Origin of the sequence: Streptomyces aureus (assembly GCF_001418135.1) — a bacterium.
Taxonomy (GTDB): domain Bacteria; phylum Actinomycetota; class Actinomycetes; order Streptomycetales; family Streptomycetaceae; genus Streptomyces; species Streptomyces aureus_A.
Genome location: NZ_LIPQ01000277.1, coordinates 1 through 15,903, shown reverse-complemented (window position 1 = coordinate 15,903; position 15,903 = coordinate 1). Strand labels below are relative to the sequence as shown.

General features: G+C 73.3%; 16 protein-coding genes. 11 read left to right on the top strand and 5 right to left on the bottom strand.

The features are described 5' to 3' along the window. Both AOK00_RS22850 and AOK00_RS22845 read left to right on the top strand, forming a co-directional pair. Positions 1 to 1,005: MFS transporter (locus AOK00_RS22850; protein WP_055602169.1), on the top strand; the 1,005-nt coding region annotated here is incomplete at its 5' end. A 10-nt stretch (positions 1,006 to 1,015) separates the two neighbouring features. Continuing rightward, positions 1,016 to 2,302 (top strand): phospholipase D-like domain-containing protein, encoded by a 1,287-nt coding sequence (locus AOK00_RS22845; protein WP_063886641.1) that lies wholly within the window; start codon positions 1,016 to 1,018, stop codon positions 2,300 to 2,302. 10 nt (positions 2,303 to 2,312) lie between these two features. Here AOK00_RS22845 and AOK00_RS22840 read toward each other — a convergent pair whose 3' ends face one another. After that, positions 2,313 to 2,942: a response regulator transcription factor gene (locus tag AOK00_RS22840; protein ID WP_055602167.1), complete on the bottom strand. Its 630-nt coding sequence runs from the start codon at positions 2,940 to 2,942 to the stop codon at positions 2,313 to 2,315. Between the two features lie 174 nt (positions 2,943 to 3,116). Between AOK00_RS22840 and AOK00_RS22835 the strand changes: the two genes are divergently transcribed. From AOK00_RS22835 to AOK00_RS22820, 4 genes are all read left to right on the top strand, one after another. Then, positions 3,117 to 3,689, top strand: coding sequence for a hypothetical protein (locus AOK00_RS22835; RefSeq protein ID WP_055602166.1), 573 nt, complete (start codon positions 3,117 to 3,119; stop codon positions 3,687 to 3,689). Positions 3,690 to 4,191: 502 nt separating this feature from the next. Then, complete coding sequence (locus tag AOK00_RS22830; protein WP_055602165.1) at positions 4,192 to 5,046, top strand: MaoC/PaaZ C-terminal domain-containing protein; 855 nt, start codon at positions 4,192 to 4,194, stop codon at positions 5,044 to 5,046. Between the two features lie 45 nt (positions 5,047 to 5,091). After that, on the top strand, positions 5,092 to 6,168 hold the full coding sequence (locus AOK00_RS22825; RefSeq protein ID WP_055602164.1) for a Zn-dependent alcohol dehydrogenase: 1,077 nt from the start codon (positions 5,092 to 5,094) through the stop codon (positions 6,166 to 6,168). A 37-nt stretch (positions 6,169 to 6,205) separates the two neighbouring features. Next, positions 6,206 to 7,150: a 3-oxoacyl-ACP reductase gene (locus AOK00_RS22820; protein ID WP_055602163.1), complete on the top strand. Its 945-nt coding sequence runs from the start codon at positions 6,206 to 6,208 to the stop codon at positions 7,148 to 7,150. Positions 7,151 to 7,256: 106 nt separating this feature from the next. On the opposite strand, the gene AOK00_RS41200 is transcribed toward AOK00_RS22820, so the two are convergent. Together AOK00_RS41200 and AOK00_RS22815 are read right to left on the bottom strand one after the other, a co-directional pair. Then, on the bottom strand, positions 7,257 to 7,385 hold the full coding sequence (locus tag AOK00_RS41200) for a hypothetical protein (protein ID WP_301554222.1): 129 nt from the start codon (positions 7,383 to 7,385) through the stop codon (positions 7,257 to 7,259). A 48-nt stretch (positions 7,386 to 7,433) separates the two neighbouring features. Continuing rightward, positions 7,434 to 8,621: a hypothetical protein gene (locus AOK00_RS22815; protein ID WP_173861617.1), complete on the bottom strand. Its 1,188-nt coding sequence runs from the start codon at positions 8,619 to 8,621 to the stop codon at positions 7,434 to 7,436. A gap of 295 nt (positions 8,622 to 8,916) precedes the next feature. Between AOK00_RS22815 and AOK00_RS22810 the strand changes: the two genes are divergently transcribed. From AOK00_RS22810 to AOK00_RS22790, 5 genes are all read left to right on the top strand, one after another. Further along, positions 8,917 to 9,951, top strand: coding sequence for an ABC transporter substrate-binding protein (locus AOK00_RS22810; protein WP_055602161.1), 1,035 nt, complete (start codon positions 8,917 to 8,919; stop codon positions 9,949 to 9,951). Between the two features lie 162 nt (positions 9,952 to 10,113). Further along, a complete protein-coding gene (locus AOK00_RS22805) occupies positions 10,114 to 10,932 on the top strand; it encodes a Nif3-like dinuclear metal center hexameric protein (RefSeq protein ID WP_055602160.1) in 819 nt (272 codons plus the stop codon). Then, entirely contained in the window at positions 10,929 to 11,672 is a 744-nt protein-coding gene (locus AOK00_RS22800) for a zinc ribbon domain-containing protein (RefSeq protein WP_216822262.1), read from the top strand. Before AOK00_RS22805 ends, AOK00_RS22800 begins: the two co-directional genes overlap by 4 nt. Next, positions 11,672 to 13,318, top strand: a complete 1,647-nt coding sequence (locus AOK00_RS22795) for a bifunctional RNase H/acid phosphatase (protein WP_055602159.1) — start codon at positions 11,672 to 11,674, stop codon at positions 13,316 to 13,318. Before AOK00_RS22800 ends, AOK00_RS22795 begins: the two co-directional genes overlap by 1 nt. Before the next feature lie 132 nt (positions 13,319 to 13,450). Continuing rightward, on the top strand, positions 13,451 to 14,257 hold the full coding sequence (locus AOK00_RS22790) for a GNAT family N-acetyltransferase (protein WP_055602158.1): 807 nt from the start codon (positions 13,451 to 13,453) through the stop codon (positions 14,255 to 14,257). On the opposite strand, the gene eda is transcribed toward AOK00_RS22790, so the two are convergent. Both eda and yaaA read right to left on the bottom strand, forming a co-directional pair. Next, complete coding sequence (eda, locus tag AOK00_RS22785; RefSeq protein WP_055602157.1) at positions 14,238 to 14,894, bottom strand: bifunctional 4-hydroxy-2-oxoglutarate aldolase/2-dehydro-3-deoxy-phosphogluconate aldolase; 657 nt, start codon at positions 14,892 to 14,894, stop codon at positions 14,238 to 14,240. The two genes, AOK00_RS22790 and eda, sit on opposite strands and share 20 nt — an antisense overlap. Before the next feature lie 70 nt (positions 14,895 to 14,964). After that, positions 14,965 to 15,732: a peroxide stress protein YaaA gene (gene yaaA / locus AOK00_RS22780; RefSeq protein WP_055602156.1), complete on the bottom strand. Its 768-nt coding sequence runs from the start codon at positions 15,730 to 15,732 to the stop codon at positions 14,965 to 14,967. Positions 15,733 to 15,903 lie beyond the last annotated feature (171 nt).

Sequence of the window (15,903 nt, the reverse complement as noted above, 5' to 3'; positions counted from 1 at the left end):
ATCGGCACCTGGACGGCGGTCGGCGCGGCCGGCGGCGCGGCGGGCGGCTTCGTCGGCGGCGTCCTCGTCGACCTGCTGTCCTGGCGGTGGGTCCTGCTCATCAACGTCCCCGTCGGCGTCCTCGTCCTCGCGGGCGCGATGCTCTGGCTCCGCGAGTCCCGCACCGGCGCCGGCCGCCGCCTCGACCTGCCCGGCGCGGTCCTCGTCACCGCGGGGCTCGCCACCCTCGCGTACGGCATCGTCCAGACCGAGGAGGCGGGCTGGACTGCCCCGGCGACCCTGCTCACGCTCCTCGGCGGTCTGGCGCTCCTGGGCGTCTTCGTGGTGGTGGAGGCCCGCACGGCGGAGCCGCTGATGCGGCTGAGCATCTTCCGTACGCGCGCGGTGTCGGCGGCCAACGTGGCGATCCTGCTGTGCGGTTCCAGCTCCTTCGGCATGTGGTTCTTCATGACCACTTACGCGCAGAGCGTCCTCGCCTACACCCCGCTCCAGGCCGGTCTCGCCCTGGTGCCCAGCTCCCTCAGCGTCGTCCTGGGCTCCAAGCTGGCCCCCCACCTGATGCCGGCGGTCGGCGCCCGGAACCTGGCCGTCATCGGCGCCCTCGTCGGGGCGGCGGGCTTCGCCTGGCAGTCGACGCTCACGGCCGACGGCACCTTCCTCGGGACGATCCTGGGCCCCGGCATCCTGATGATGGCCGGCCTCGGTCTGGCCACCACCCCGCTGGCCGCCCTCGCCACCTCCAGCGCCGCCCCGTCCGACGCGGGCCTCGTCTCGGGCCTGGTCAACACCTCCCGCACGATGGGCGGCGCGCTGGGCCTCGCGGTCCTCTCGACGATCGCCGCGGCGGCCACCCCCGCCGTCACCTCGGGGGCGCCGGACCCGTCGTCCCTGGTCCCGGGGTACGCGATGGCCTTCCGGGTGGCGACGGGCGTTCTGATCGGGGCGGCGGCGCTGATGCTCCTGTGGCTCCCGAGGCCGGCGAAGACGGTGGCCGGCCGCGGGTGACAATGCCCGGGTGATATCGATCAAGAACAAGCTCAGAACCGTTGTGACCGCGCTGGCCGTCGGTGGATCCCTCCTCGTCGCGCCGTCGGCCTCGGCGGAACCGGTCCTGGCCGTGACCACCGGCGCCGTGTTCAACGACCCGAACAGCACCGATCCCTCCGCCAGGGGGCGGATCCTCTCCCACCTGGCAGGCCTCGTCGACGGCGCGGAGGCGGGGTCGTCCGTCCGGATCTCGCTGTACCTGTTCCACTCCGTGTACCTGGCCAACAAGCTGGGCGACGCCCACAAGAGGGGCGTCGCCGTCCAGGTCGTCGTCGACGCCGACAGCAGGTCCACCGGGCTCGAAACCCTGAAGACCCGGCTGGCGGACCCGGCGGGCAGCCCCGACTCCTGGGTGCGGACCTGCAAGCCGGAGGAGGCCTGCCTGGCGCTGGACCCGGGCACCACGGCGGCGGACCCGAACGGCACGTACGACAACGTCAACCACAACAAGTTCTTCCTGTTCTCCCGTACCAAGGGCAAGGGCGACATCGCGGTCGACGACGTGGTCGTGCAGGGCTCCGGGAACCTCACGAGCCAGGACACCGACGACTGGTGGAACGACGCCCTGACGGTCGTCGGCAACGCGGAACTGTCCGCCGCGTACACCCGGTACTTCGACGACCAGGCGGCGGCCGCCGTCGGGCAGACGCCTCAGGTCGCGGACTACGCGCACGACACCCAGGCGGGCAAGGCGAAGGTCTACTTCTTCCCGCGGTCCGGCACGGACACGGTCGTCAACATCCTCGGGACGGTGGCACCGGTCGGCACCCCGGACTCCTGCACGGGCAACTCGCCGGGCTACGGCACCCCGGACGGCCGTACGAGGATCCGCATCGCCCAGGGCCACATCACCCGCACCGAGGTGGCCAGGAAGCTGTGGGAGCTCGCCAACGCCGGGTGCGAGATCGAGATCGTCTACCGGTCGCTCGACAACTGGACGGCCGACGACAAGCCCATGGGGCAGGTGGCCAACTGGCTGACCAGGCCGGTGACGGGCAAGGGCCGCATCACCCTGCACCAGCTCGACAACGACAAGCGCGGCGGCTCCGACTCCCACACCAAGTACCTGCTGGTCGAGGGCACGTACTACGGGGGCGTGGACAAGAAGATCGTCTTCACGGGCAGCCACACCTACACGACGACGGCGCTCAGGTACAACGACGAGACGCTGCTCAAGTACGAGGACGCGACGGTCTTCGACGCGTACGTGCGGAACTTCGAGGCCCAGCGGGCGGCGGCGATCGCGGGGCTGTAGACGCCGGGACCTAGAGCCACCCCTGCCGGCGGGCCGCCCTGACCGCCTCCATGCGGTCGCGTGTGCCCGTCTTGCCGATCGCCGACGACAGGTGGTCGCGGACCGTCGACTCCGGGAGGTGCAGGGTCGCCGCGATGTCCGCGATCGTCGCACCGTCCACCGCGGCCGCCAGGGCGTCCCGTTCGCGGGCCGTCAGCGGGTCGGCCCCCGCACCGAGCGCCGCGGCCGCGAGGGCCGGGTCGATCACCGTCTCACCCCGCAGGACCTGACGGATCGCCTCGGCCAGCTCCTCCACGGGGCCGTCCTTCACCAGGAAGCCCGCGGCGCCCGCCTCCGTCGCACGGCGGAGATACCCGGGGCGGCCGGAGGTCGCGAGGATCAGGACCCGGCAGTCCGGGGCCTCCGTGCGCAGGTCCGCCGCCGCGTCCAGACCCGAGCGGCCTGGCAGTTCGATGTCGAGCAGCGCCACGTCGGGCCGGGCGAGCAGCGCCGCGTCCACGATCTCGTCGCCCCGCCCGACCTGCGCGACGACCTCCATGTCGTGCTCCATCCCGAGCAGCAGGGCCAGCGCCCCGCGCATCCCCTGGTCCTCGGCGAGGAGAACTCTTACGGACTTTACGGGCCGGTGGTCCTGCGGCATCTCGGTCACGAGGAGAAGCGTAGGACGGACGGCGTGCCGGGGCGCGTCCGTCGGCCACGGACACGAGGAAGCCCCCTCCGGCCCCGGACAGTTGAAGAGGAACGTAACTCCTCAGCGCGCACCGACATCTGTGCGGGGGGACACTGGAAATGTGGTACTTGCCGAGGAGTAGCCATGAGCGGTGAGCCTGCGACGCAATCGCGGGGGAGCAGGTTGCGGAGTCACATCGGCTGGTGGGTGGGCATAGCGTCGGCCGCTCTCGGGATCCTGGCGTTCTTCCTGACGCAGTGCAAGGGTGAGGGTCCCAGCTTCAATGAATGGCGATCCAAAGCCGACTCGATCTGCGAGCAGGAGTTCCCGCAAGTCGTCCAGAGCATGCGATATGCAGACGATCTCTACGGTGCTTTGATGGAACTCCCCAGCCCCACGCAGGCGGACCGGGACGTCGCGGGGGATGCGCATGAGGACGTCTCCGTATCCATACGGCACCTCGTGGGGAGCTGGCGTGCGCTGGAGCAGCCCGACGAGCGGCGGGAACAGATAGACAAGCTTCACGCCGCGGGTGCTGCCTTCAGTGATGCGTACGGGAGCTATGCGGTAGCCATCTATGACGGCGACGAAATTCATGAGGGGTACATTGAACAGGAAACGTCTGCAATCGCCGCCCTCCACGAACAGGCGCAGGTATTGAATCTGGAGCAGTGCGAGGGCCAGATCGGTAACCCGGATGAGGCGGCCGCCGAGTAGTGAGTCCTTTCGGATGACGCGCTCGAACCCGGAATTCCGCGGCGATGACGTGTCCGCCGCCCAAGGCGGTCGGATCATGTCGCCGACTCCCCCTCGTGCGGGCCGGGGGTTTCCCCGGTGACCCGGAACCCGCCCCGCGGAGCCGGTCCCGACTCAAGAGCGTCGCCTGCCGCCACGACCCGCTCGCGCAGGCCCCGCAGACCGCTGCCCGGGGCGCCGGTGACGGCCGGTGTGCGGGCGACCGGGCCCCGGCCGTCGTCGGTCGTTGCTCCTGGCCTCCGGAGAGCGTGACAAATCCACCGGGGCCGCTCCTGACGTACCGTCAGATGACGCCTGCCGAGAGGGTTCCCAACTCCCCCCGCCTCGGCTATACATGGGGATCACCGACCTAGAACGCGTTCTAGAACGGCCGCGTACGGGACGGTCCCCGCACGGCCTCGGTGCGGCCGACGGTGCGGACGGCCGCGCCGAGGTCTTCACCGCCACGAGGAGCAGCAGCCCGATGCCCATCGACCCCGCCAAGGCCGTCGCCGCCGAACCCCGCAGCGCCGAGATCTCCTGGGACCACAAGGACGTCCAGCTCTACCACCTGGGCCTCGGCGCCGGAATCCCGGCGACCGACCCCGACGAGCTCCGGTACACCCTCGAATCCAGGCTCCACGTCCTGCCCAGCTTCGCGACCGTCGCGGGCGCCGGCATGGGCGTCGTCGGCGGGCTCTCCGCCCCCGGCATCGACATCGACCTCGCCGCCGTCCTGCACGGCGGCCAGACGGTCACCCTCCACCGCCCCGTCCCCGTCGCCGGCCGCGCCGTCTCCACCTCCCGCGTCGCCGCCGTGTACGACAAGGGCAAGGCCGCCGTCCTCGTCCTGCGCTCCGAGGCCTCCGACGCCGACGGCCCGCTCTGGACCAGCGACGCCCAGATCTTCGTCCGCGGGGAGGGCGGCTGGGGCGGCGACCGCGGCCCCTCCGAGCGGCTCGTGCTCCCCGACCGCGAGCCCGACAGGACCGTCGAGCGGCCCGTACGCGAGGAGCAGGCGCTCCTCTACCGGCTCTCCGGCGACTGGAACCCCCTCCACGCCGACCCCGAGTTCGCGAAGCTCGCCGGCTTCGAGCGGCCGATCCTGCACGGACTCTGCACGTACGGCATGACCCTCAAGGCGGTCGTGGACGCGGTGCTCGGCGGTGACGTCACCCGGGTCCGCTCGTACCGCACCCGATTCGCCGGGATCGTCTTCCCCGGCGAGACCCTGCGCATCCGGATGTGGGCCGACGAGGGCCGCGTCCAGGTGACCGTGACGGCGGTGGAGCGCGACGACGCGCCCGTGCTCGCCGACACCCTCGTCGAACACTCGTAGATCCGTCCCCGGCACTCGTAGAGCCCTACCGGAGGGAGCCGCACCATGCGCGCAGCCGTACTGCACGAGATCGGCCAGGACAAGCTCGAAGTCGTCGACGACGCCGAGGCGGTGGGCTTCGGCCCCGGCAAGGTGAGGATCCGGGTCCGGGCCACCGGTCTCTGCCACTCCGACGTCTCCGCGATGAGCGGCGTCCTCCCGCAGCCCGCCCCCTTCATCCCCGGCCACGAGGGCGCCGGCGAGATCCTCGACGTCGGCGACGGCGTCACCGGGCTGACCCAGGGCCAGCGGGTGCTGCTCTGCTGGCTGCCCGCCTGCGGCAGCTGTCCCGCCTGCAAGCGCGGCCAGACCCAGCTCTGCCTGGCAGGGTTCATGAACGCCGGCACGCCCAACTTCAAGCGCCCCGGCGGTGACGTCTTCGGCTTCGCCGGCACCGGCACCTTCACCGAGGAGGTCGTCGTCGACGCGGGCTGCGCCGTCCCGATCCCCGACGACGTGCCCTTCGACATCGCCGCCCTCATCGGCTGCGGCGTCACCACCGGCCTCGGCGCCGCCATCAACACGGCCAAGGTGGAGGCCGGTTCGTCGGTCGCCGTCATCGGCTGCGGAGGCGTCGGCATCTCCGCGATCCAGGGCGCCAGGCTCCAGGGTGCCGCCCAGATCGTCGCCGTCGACCCCGTCGAGTCGCGCCGCGAGGCCGCGCTGCGCTTCGGCGCCACCGAGGCGGTCGCCCCGGACGCGCTCGCCGACGCCAAGCAGCGGATCACCGCGGGCGAGGGCTTCGACTACGTCTTCGAGGTCGTCGGCAAGTCCGCCACCGCCCGCACCGCGTACGAGAACACCCGGCGCGGCGGCACCCTCTGCGTCGTCGGCGCGGGCGCGATGGACGACAACCTCCAGCTCAACATGTTCGAGCTGTTCTTCGACGAGAAGCGGATCCTGCCCTCCATGTACGGCGGCGGCGACGTGCTCCGCTCCTACGAGCGGGCCATCGCGCTCTGGCGGGCCGGCCGCATCGACCTGGAGTCGCTCATCACCCACCGCGTACCGCTCGCGGGCATCAACGAGGCCCTGGAGCAGATGCGGACGGGCGCCGCGCTCCGTACCTGCGTCGAGATCTGATCCGTACCCGCATCGAGATCTGAGAGGACCGCGACACATGTCACTCCCTCTTGAGGGACTGAGCGCGATCGTCACCGGCGCCGGCCGGGGGCTCGGTCGCGCCGAGGCCCTGGAACTGGCCCGGCTCGGCGCGGCCGTCGTCGTCAACGACTACGGGCAGCCGGGCCGCGACGGCTCGGGCGCGGCCTCCGCCGCACCCGCCGAGGAGGTCGCCGCGGAGATCCGCGCGACGGGCGGCAGGGCGGTCGCGCACCTCGGGGACATCGCCGACTTCGAGACGGCGCGGGCCCTGACCGACCTGGCCGTGACCGAGTTCGGCAAGCTGGACGTCCTGGTCAACAACGCGGGCATCCTGCGCGACCGGATGGTCTTCTCGATGAGCGAGGAGGAGTGGGACTCGGTCATACGGGTCCACCTCAAAGGCCACTTCAACACCACGCACTTCGCGGCGGTGCACTGGAGGACCCGGGCCAAGGCGGGGGAGACCGGCGTGTACGGCCGGATCGTCAACACCTCCTCCGAGGCCTTCCTCGCCGGCTCGGCCGGCCAGCCGAACTACGCGGCCGCCAAGGGAGGGATCGTGGGCCTGACGACGTCGACGGCGCTCGCGCTCGCCCGGTACGGGGTGACGGCGAACGCCATCTGTCCCCGGGCGCGCACCCGGATGACGGAGGACGTCTTCGCGGGCTTCGCCGAGCCGACGGCCGAGGGGGACCTCGACCCGCTGTCCCCGGAACACGTGGCGCCGCTCGTCGGCTACCTCGCCTCCCCGGCGGCGGCCGGGGTCAACGGCCAGCTGCTCGTCGTGCACGGCGGGATGGTCGCGATCGTGGACCGGCCGCGGGTGGCGGCCAAGTTCGACACGGCCAAGGAGGCGTTCACGTACGAGGAGCTGGACGGCCTCCTGACCCCGCACTACGCGTCCCGCCCGGCGGGCGAGACCTTCGCGGCGTCGGAGGTCCTCGGCCTGAAGAAGGGCTGAGGCCGGGGGTGACCACCGGCCGGGGTGCGGCTCGGCCGGGGGACGGTGGGGAGGACGAAGGGCCCCGGGGTGACCCGGGGCCCTTCGCCCGACCTGGTCCTTCGCGTTACTGCGAGACGGGCTCACGGCGGTGGCGGCCGTGCGGGGAGGACGCGGAGTCCTCCATCGGCGCGGCGTCCCCGCGGTGCTTGCCGGAGCCGTTCGGCTCCTGCCCGGTCGTGCTGTTTTCCGACATGGTCGAACTCACCCCGTTGACATCGGTCGTGCTGTGCAGCCCGAGAGTCTAGCCAGCGGGTTTCCCGTCCGTGAGAGGAGCCTGCTGCAACGGCACGGGACGGCACACCCGGGGCTCCCCGGTGGCCGCGTCCGCGCCCGCCGGGGACCCCGTCGCGACCGCCTCGGGTTCCGGCTCCGGCGGCGCCTCCACGTCCGCGAGACCGCAGGGCGCCCCGGCCGTCGCGTACGGCAGCCGGAGCACGCCCCCGGCCGTCCACAGGCCCGCCCCGGCCAGCCACCCCACGGGTGCGGCCAGTTGGCCCATCCGGCGGGCCATGGGCTGCCACGTCCCCACCCAGCTGCCGCCCGCCGCGTCGATCCGCAGCGCGACCGCGCAGGTCTCGGGCATCAGGACCTGCCCCGGCTGGACGGCGAACGGCGTCACCGCCGCGTCGTCGAGCCGCAGGCACTCAGGGAAGCGCACCGGCAGCAGGCTGCCGAGCACGCCCCAGCCGAGCCGGTCGTGCCCCGGTGACGGCGCGTCGGAACGGATCAGGAGCAGCCCGCTGTCCGGGTCCGCGAGGAGCAGCCGGTCATTGCTCTCCTCCGTGATCTGCAGCAGCGGCGTCACCTCCCCGCCCCGCTCCAGGTCGACGGCGACCGCCTTCACCGGCCCGTCGTCGAGCCGCCGGTCGAGCGCGAGTATCCGGCCCGTACGGTCGAGCCAGACCCCGCCCGCGCACCGGCCCCTGACCTCCGCGACCTGCTCGGGGCCGAAGGCCCCGCCCGCGACCAGCCAGAGCGTGGTCGTGTCGGGGCCGACGCACATGGCGTACGCGCAGATGCCGTCCGGCGAGGGCGGCAGCAGCACCAGGTGCTCGGAGCCCGGGGCCTCCACGGCGCCGAGCCGGAGCTCCCCGGTGGCCGGTCCCGTGGGGTAGAGCAGCGAGAACGTGTTCCGCCGCCCGTCCACCCGGCGGGCGACCAGGACCCGGCCGTCGGCCAGGGGCAGCAGCTGGGTGCCGGGCTCCTCCGGCTGGTCGAGGGGGAGCGGGACGGCGTACGGCTCCGGGCCGTCGAGCGTCCACCGCTCCACGTACAGGGCGTCCCCGTCGCCCGCGAGCCTGGCCGCGTACGCGCCGTTCGCCGTGATCGTGAGACCCGTAGTGAACTCCGTCGGCCGGGCGCCGCGGCCGGGGTGCTCCCCGCCGCGGTCGTCGTCCTCGGCCGTGGTCTCGATGGCACACGCTGTCATCGACTCGTCACCTCCGGCCACGAAGCTAGTTTTCGCACTTCCAGCCGAACAACACGAGCAGGGTCACTTCACACATAAGGGTGGCTGTGCGGCGGTTCTGCTGAGGGGTGGGGGGCGCCTGTGCTGGAGTTGCCCGTGATGAGTAAGGTAAGGCGAACCTAAACGGAGGCTGTGGCTCCGGCCGGGCGCGCCCCGGACGGAACCAGCGGCTCCGGCCGGTCGCCCCGGACGGAGCCCCCACGCCTCCCGCCGGTCGCGCCCGTCTCCCCGCCAGGACACGTACAGGAGCCTTCTCATGTCCCTCCGCCGCCGCGGCACCGCCGCCGTCGTCGCCCTCGCCGCCGCGCTCTCGCTCGCGGCCTGCGGAGGAGGCGACGGAGGATCCGACGCCTCCAAGAAGGACGACACGGGCAAGAAGAAGGACGTCGCCACCGGCGGCAAGGACTTCGGCGACGCCGCCGCGAAGACCGCGGCCATGGGCACGGACGCCAAGGCGGGCCAGTTCCCGCGGACCCTGACGCACGCCCTCGGCAAGACCGAGCTGCCGGCCGCCCCGAAGCGGGTCGTCGTCCTCGACGTCGGCGAGTTCGACAACGTCGTGTCCCTCGGCATCAAGCCCGTCGGCTACGCCCCCGCCGAAGGCGACGACGGCATCCCGGCCTACCTCCAGAAGGACGCCGGCACCCCGAAGTCCGTCGGCACGATCAACAACCTCAACCTCGAAGCCATCGCCAACCTTCAGCCCGATCTGATCCTCGGCAGCCAGCTGCGCGCCGCGGACAAGTACGACGAGCTGTCGAAGATCGCGCCGACCGTGTTCTCCATCCGCCCGGGCTTCACCTGGAAGGAGAACTACCTCCTCAACGCCGCCGCGCTCGACAGGACCGCCGAGGCCAAGGAGAAGCTCGCCGCCTACGAGACCAAGGCGAAGCGGCTCGGCGCGGAGATCGGCCCGGACAAGCCGACCGTCTCGATGGTCCGCTACCTCCCCGGCAAGATCCGCCTGTACGCGAAGGCGTCGTTCATCGGCACCATCCTCGAGGACACCGGCCTGCCGCGGCCCAAGAATCAGCAGATCAACGAACTCGCGGCCGAGATCAGCCCCGAGAAGATCGACGAGGCCGACGGCGACTGGATCTTCACCGGCGTCTACGGCGAGGCCAAGGCCACCAAGAAGGACACCGCCCAGGCCAACCCGCTCTGGAAGAACCTCAAGGCCGTCAAGGCCGGCCAGGCCAAGGACGTCCCGGACGAGACCTGGTACCTGGGCCTCGGCGTCACCGCCGCGAACACGGTCCTCGACGACCTCCGCGGCTACCTCGTCAAGTAGCGCGGCCACCTCGTCGAGCAGACGGTGAACGAGCGGCCCCCGACGCCGGCGACGGCGCCGGGGCCGCCCGCCGTCGGCACCCGGCGGCCCGGAGGCCGCCCGCCGTCGGCACCGCGACGGCGGCGGTACCAGCCGAGAAGGCGAGCCAGGTAGCCTTTCCTCGTGCCCCGCCTGTCTGAAGTCATCGCCGCGCTCGACGCCCTCTGGCCACCAGAGCGGGCCGAGTCGTGGGACGCCGTCGGCACCGTCTGCGGTGACCCCGACGCCGAGGTCACCCGTGTGCTCTTCGCCGTCGACCCGGTGGAGGAGATCGCCGACGAGGCGATCGCGCTCGGCGCCGACCTGATCGTCACCCACCACCCGCTCTACCTGCGCGGGACGACGACCGTCGCGGCCGGCCACTTCAAGGGCCGCGTCGTGCACCGCCTCATCAAGCACGACATCGCCCTCCACGTCGCGCACACCAACGCCGACACCGCGGACCCCGGCGTCTCCGACGCCCTCGCAGGCGCGCTCGACCTCCGGGTCACCGGCCCCCTCGTGCCCGAGAACAACCTCGGCCGGATCTGCGAGCTCGACCACCCCGAGACCCTCGCCGAGTTCGCCGCCCGCGCGGCGAAGCGGCTGCCCGCCACCGCGCAGGGCATCCGGGTCGCGGGCGACCCCGGCATGACCGTGCGCCGCGTCGCCGTCAGCGGCGGCTCCGGAGACAGCCTCTTCGACGCCGTACGAGCCGCCGGCGTGGACGCCTTCCTCACCGCGGACCTGCGCCACCACCCCGTCTCCGAGGCGACCCAGCAGTCGCCTCTGGGGCTGGTCGACGCCGCCCACTGGGCCACCGAATGGCCCTGGTGCGAGCAGGCGGCCGCCCAGCTCGACGAGATTTCCGACCGTCACGTCTGGGGCCTCCGCGTCCACGTCTCGAAGACGGTCACCGACCCCTGGTCCTCCCACCACACCTCCCCTGGAGCCCCCAACTGAACGCCGCGCCCGCCGACCAGATCCGCCTCCTCGACGTCCAGGCCCTCGACGTCCGCCTCCAGCAGCTCGCGCACAAGCGCCGGTCGCTGCCCGAGCACGCCGAGATCGAGTCGCTGACCAAGGACCTCACCCAGCTGCGTGACCTGCTCGTCGCCGCGCAGACCGAGGAGAGCGACTGCGGCCGTGAGCAGACCAAGGCCGAGCAGGACGTCGACCAGGTCCGCCAGCGGGCCACGCGCGACCAGCAGCGCCTCGACTCGGGCGCCGTGTCCTCCCCGAAGGACCTGGAGAACCTCCAGCGCGAGATCGTCTCGCTCGCCAAGCGCCAGGGCGACCTGGAGGAGATCGTCCTTGAAGTCATGGAGCGCCGCGAGTCCGTGCAGGAGCGCCTCGCCGAGCTGACCGAGCGGGTCTCCGCCGTCCAGGCCAAGACGGACGACGCGACCGCCCGCCGCGACGCCGCCGAGGGCGAGCTCGCCGCCGAGGAGGCGTCCGTGGAGAAGGAGCGCGAGCTCGTCGCGGGCACCGTCCCGGCGGACCTCCTGAAGCTGTACGAGAAGCTGCGCGTCCAGCAGGGCGGCGTCGGCGCGGCCCGGCTGTACCAGCGCAAGTGCGAGGGCTGCCACATCGAGCTCAACATCACCGAGGTCAACGAGGTCCGGGCCGCCGCCAAGGACGAGGTCCTGCGCTGCGAGAACTGCCGCCGGATCCTCGTCCGCACGTCGGAGTCCGGCCTGTAATGACGTCGTCGTCCTCGCGTGAGGTGATCGTCGAGGCGGACGGCGGTTCCCGGGGCAACCCGGGGCCCGCCGGGTACGGCGCCGTGGTCCTGGATCCGGTGACGGGCGAGACGCTCGCGGAGGCGGCCGAGTACATCGGCGTGGCGACGAACAACGTCGCCGAGTACAAGGGCCTGGTGGCCGGCCTGAAGGCGGCGCGGTCACTGTTCCCCGACGCCACCGTCCACGTCCGGATGGACTCCAAGCTGGTCGTCGAGCAGATGTCCGGCCGCTGGAAGATCAAGCACCCGGACATGAAGCCGCTCGCGGCCGAGGCGGGCCGGGTCTTCCCGGCGGGCCGGGTCCGCTACGAGTGGATCCCGCGCGAACGCAACAAGCACGCGGACCGGCTCGCGAACGAGGCGATGGACGCGGGCAAGCGCGGCCGCCAGTGGGAGCCGTCCGGCTCGACGGCCGCCCTGGACACCGCGGCCGCCCGCAACGCCGCGACCCTCCCCCCGGCACCGTCGGGCCCGCCCGGCGACGCGACGGCGGGCGCTGCGCGTGCCCGCGCAGCCCTGGCGGCGGGTGCTGGGACGGCCGGTGACCTCGGCCCGGGCCGTACCGGCACGGGCTCGGGCGCCTGGCCCGGCACCGTCGCGCACCCGACGGCCCAGGACGACGGCCTGTTCGCCGCCGAGGAGGCCCTCGCGGCCCCGGCCTCGGGAGACTTCGAGGCGCAGGCGGGCGCCCTGGCCCCGACCGGCCACGCCGCGCGCACCCACGCGCCGGAGGCGGCGGGAGCGACCGAGGTCGCCGGGCCCGAGGCCGCGGGGCCTGAGACCGCGAGGCGCCAGACCGCGGGGCCTGAGACCACCGGGCCCGAGGACGCCGGGAGCGCCGCAGCACCCGCGCCCGCACCCGCGCCGGCCGGGGCCGCGCCCGCCCCCGCCGGATCCGCACCCGTACCCGCTCCGGCCGTGCGGTCGGCCTCCGCCACCACGGCCGCTCCCGGTCAAGGCTGGTCCGCCGGCCCCGACATGAGCCCGCCCGCCACCTTCGTGCTCCTCCGGCACGGCGAGACCGCGCTCACCCCCGAGAAGCGGTTCTCCGGCAGCGGGGGGACCGACCCCGAGCTCTCGGCGGCCGGCCTCCGGCAGGCCGAGGCCGTCGCGGAGGCCCTCGCCGCACGCGGGACCATCCAGGAGATCGTCTGCTCGCCGCTCACCCGTTGCCGGCAGACCGCGGCGGCCGTCGCCGGCCGCCTCGGGCTCGACGTCCGCGTCGAGCAGGGGCTGCGCGAGACCGACTTCGGCGCCTGGGAGGGGCTGACGTTCGGCGAGGTGCGGGAGCGGCATCCCGAGGACCTCGACGCCTGGCTCGCCTCACCGAAGGCCGCGCCCACCGGCGGAGGCGAGAGCTTCGCGACCGTCGCCCGCCGCGTCGCCGCGACCCGGGACCGGCTCACCGCCGCCTACGCGGGCCGGACCGTTCTCCTCGTCACCCACGTCACGCCCATCAAGACCCTGATCCGGCTCGCGCTCGGCGCCCCGCCGGAGTCGCTGTTCCGGATGGAGCTGTCGGCCGCCTCGATCTCGGCGGTCGCCTACTACGCCGACGGCAACGCGTCCGTACGGCTCCTCAACGACACCTCCCACCTCCGGTAGGGGGCGAAGGCGGCGGGACGCCGCAAAGCGGTCGGCGGGTGCCGCGACGTGGGTGGCGAGGCACCGCAAAGGCGGCGCCGAGGCGTCGCAAAGGGGTGGCGCGGGAACCCCGGCCCGTACCACCATCCCGTCATGACCTGGCACTTCACCGAAGACACCGCCGCCTTTCGTGCCGCGGCCGGCGCGCACCTCGCCGCCGAGCCCGCGCGCAACACCGCCGTGCTGACCCTCATGGACAGGGCCGGCCGGCTCGGCTGGTGGGCCGAGCCCGACGGCCGCGTCACGGGGGTGCTCGCGGTCTCCCCGTCCGGGGCCCTCGACCTCGGCGCGACGACGGAGGAGGCGGCGCTGGCACTCGCCTTCCCCGCGGGGGAGGCGCCGACGGAGGTCCGCGGCGAGACGGCCGCGGTGGAGGCGTACGCGAAGGCCTCCGGCCGCCCCTGGACGCCCGTCGTCCGGATGCGGCTCTTCCGGCTCGTCGAGCTGAGCCCGCCGGACCCCGCCCCGGCCGGCCGGCACCGGACGGCCACCGAGGCCGACACCCCGCTCGTCGCGGCCTGGACGAGGGAGTTCGCGGCGGCCATCGGCGACGAGCCCGCCGAGGACTACACCGGCTTCGTGACCGAGCGGATCTCCGAAGGCCGCCTCGTCCTCTGGGAGACGCCCGACGGCCGCGCGGTCTCGATGGCCGCCGTCTCCCGCACGATCGAGGGCCAGGCCCGCGTCCACCTCGTCTACACCCCGCCCTCCGAGCGCGGCAACGGATACGCGGCGGGGGCCACCGAGGCCATCAGCCGGATCGCGGCCGGCACCGGCGCCCCTCAGGTCCTGCTCTTCACGGACCTCTCCAACCCCACCAGCAACGCCCTCTACCAGCGGCTCGGCTACCGCCCGGTGACCGACCACCTGGGCGTGGAGTTCACCGGGACCGCACGCTGACGGGCCCCCGCAGCGCCGCCGCCTCGCGAGCCAGCGTCTCCACCCGCGCCCAGTCGCGGGCGGCGAGGGCGTCGGGCGGCAGCATCCACGTACCGCCGACGCAGCCGACGTTGGGGAGGGAGAGGTAGGCGGGGGCGGAGGCGAGCGAGACGCCGCCCGTCGGACAGAACCGGGCCTGGGGGAGCGGGCCCGCGAGGGACTTCAGATACGGGACGCCGCCCGCCGCCTCGGCCGGGAAGAACTTCAGGTCCTCCACGCCCTGTTCGAGCAGCGCCACGACCTCCGAGGTCGTCGACACACCGGGGAGGAAGGGCAGCCCCGAGTCGCGCATCGCGCCGAGCAGCCGCTCCGTCCACCCGGGGCTGACGAGGAACCGCGCTCCGGCGCCGACCGCGTCCGCGACCCCGGCCGCCGAGACGACGGTCCCCGCGCCGACGACCGCGCCCGGCACCTCGGCCGCGATGGCGCGGACGGCGTCGAGCGCGGCCGGCGTGCGCAGGGTGACCTCGACGAGCGGCAGCCCGCCGGCCACCAGGGCCCGGGCCAGCGGCACGGCGTCGGCGGCGTTCTCGATCACGACCACCGGGACGACCGGTACGGGAGAGGCTTCCGGGGCAAGGTCGAACACGCTCGTCATGGGCCTCATCCTGCCCACGACGAGCGTCACGCGCAACGAGTGTTGCGCAGGGTGCAACAGGTCGGTGGGGTCAGTGGATCTCGTCCACCAGCACGTCGAGCGCCCCCGGCTTCCCGCTCTCCTCCACCACGTACCCCAGGTCCCGCAGCGCCACCACCAGCTCCTCCGGCGAGCGCGGAGCGGCCCCCGCCTCCAGCAGGCTCCGGACGATCCGGCCCTTCGTCGCCTTGTTGAAGTGGCTGACCACCTTCCGGGTCGGCGCGTGCAGCACCCGCACCGTCGCCGTCCGCGCCGCCACCTCGCCCTTCGGCTTCCACGCCGACGCGTACGCCGAGGAGCGCAGGTCCAGGACGAGCCCGTCCCCGGCCGCCTCGGGCAGCACGGAGGCCATCGCCCCCCGCCAGTGCCCGCCCAGCGCCCCGAGCCCCGGCAGCCTGACCCCCATCGAGCAGCGGTACGACGGGATCCTGTCGGTCACCCGCACCGCGCCCCACAGCCCGGAGAAGACCAGCAGGGACCGCCCCGCCCGCCGCCGGGCCGCCGCGTCCAGAGTCGCCAGACCCAGCGCGTCGTACAGCACGCCCGTGTAGATCTCCCCGGCAGGCCGCGCGCCCGCCGTCCGCAGCTCCACGTTCTTCGCGACCTCGCCGCGCAGACCCTCGCTCAGGCCCAGCACCTCGCGCGCCTTCTCCTCGTCGGCCGCGCACAGCTCGACCAGCTCGTCCAGGACCGCCGCCCGTGCCTCCGCGAGCCCCGGCAGGGACAGCGACTCCGGCTTGAGCGGCGCCCCGCGCCCCGAGGAGGCCTTGCCCTCGGAGGGCGGCAACAGCACGAGCACGGTGGTTCTCCTTCGTCCGTACGGGGATGGGGGTGCGGCCCCAGGAGCCCAGCGTACGAGGTGCGGCGCCCTGTCCCGTACGGGCGGAGACGGCGTCCCGTACGGAGAACGCCTCGGCTCCCCCCCTCCGCACGAGGTGCCGCGCACTGTCCCGTACGGGCGGAGACGGCG

Bases quoted from the DNA above. Each gene is read 5' to 3' on its own strand.
- AOK00_RS22840 (WP_055602167.1), bottom strand. From the start codon at position 2,942: ATGCCGCAGGACCACCGGCCCGTAAAGTCCGTAAGAGTTCTCCTCGCC.
- AOK00_RS22825 (WP_055602164.1), top strand. From the start codon at position 5,092: ATGCGCGCAGCCGTACTGCACGAGATCGGCCAGGACAAGCTCGAAGTC.
- AOK00_RS41200 (WP_301554222.1), bottom strand. From the start codon at position 7,385: ATGTCGGAAAACAGCACGACCGGGCAGGAGCCGAACGGCTCCGGCAAG.
- AOK00_RS22835 (WP_055602166.1), top strand. From the start codon at position 3,117: ATGAGCGGTGAGCCTGCGACGCAATCGCGGGGGAGCAGGTTGCGGAGT.
- AOK00_RS22810 (WP_055602161.1), top strand. From the start codon at position 8,917: ATGTCCCTCCGCCGCCGCGGCACCGCCGCCGTCGTCGCCCTCGCCGCC.
- AOK00_RS22820 (WP_055602163.1), top strand. From the start codon at position 6,206: ATGTCACTCCCTCTTGAGGGACTGAGCGCGATCGTCACCGGCGCCGGC.
- AOK00_RS22790 (WP_055602158.1), top strand. From the start codon at position 13,451: ATGACCTGGCACTTCACCGAAGACACCGCCGCCTTTCGTGCCGCGGCC.
- AOK00_RS22795 (WP_055602159.1), top strand. From the start codon at position 11,672: ATGACGTCGTCGTCCTCGCGTGAGGTGATCGTCGAGGCGGACGGCGGT.
- AOK00_RS22830 (WP_055602165.1), top strand. From the start codon at position 4,192: ATGCCCATCGACCCCGCCAAGGCCGTCGCCGCCGAACCCCGCAGCGCC.
- AOK00_RS22815 (WP_173861617.1), bottom strand. From the start codon at position 8,621: ATGACAGCGTGTGCCATCGAGACCACGGCCGAGGACGACGACCGCGGC.
- eda (WP_055602157.1), bottom strand. From the start codon at position 14,894: ATGACGAGCGTGTTCGACCTTGCCCCGGAAGCCTCTCCCGTACCGGTC.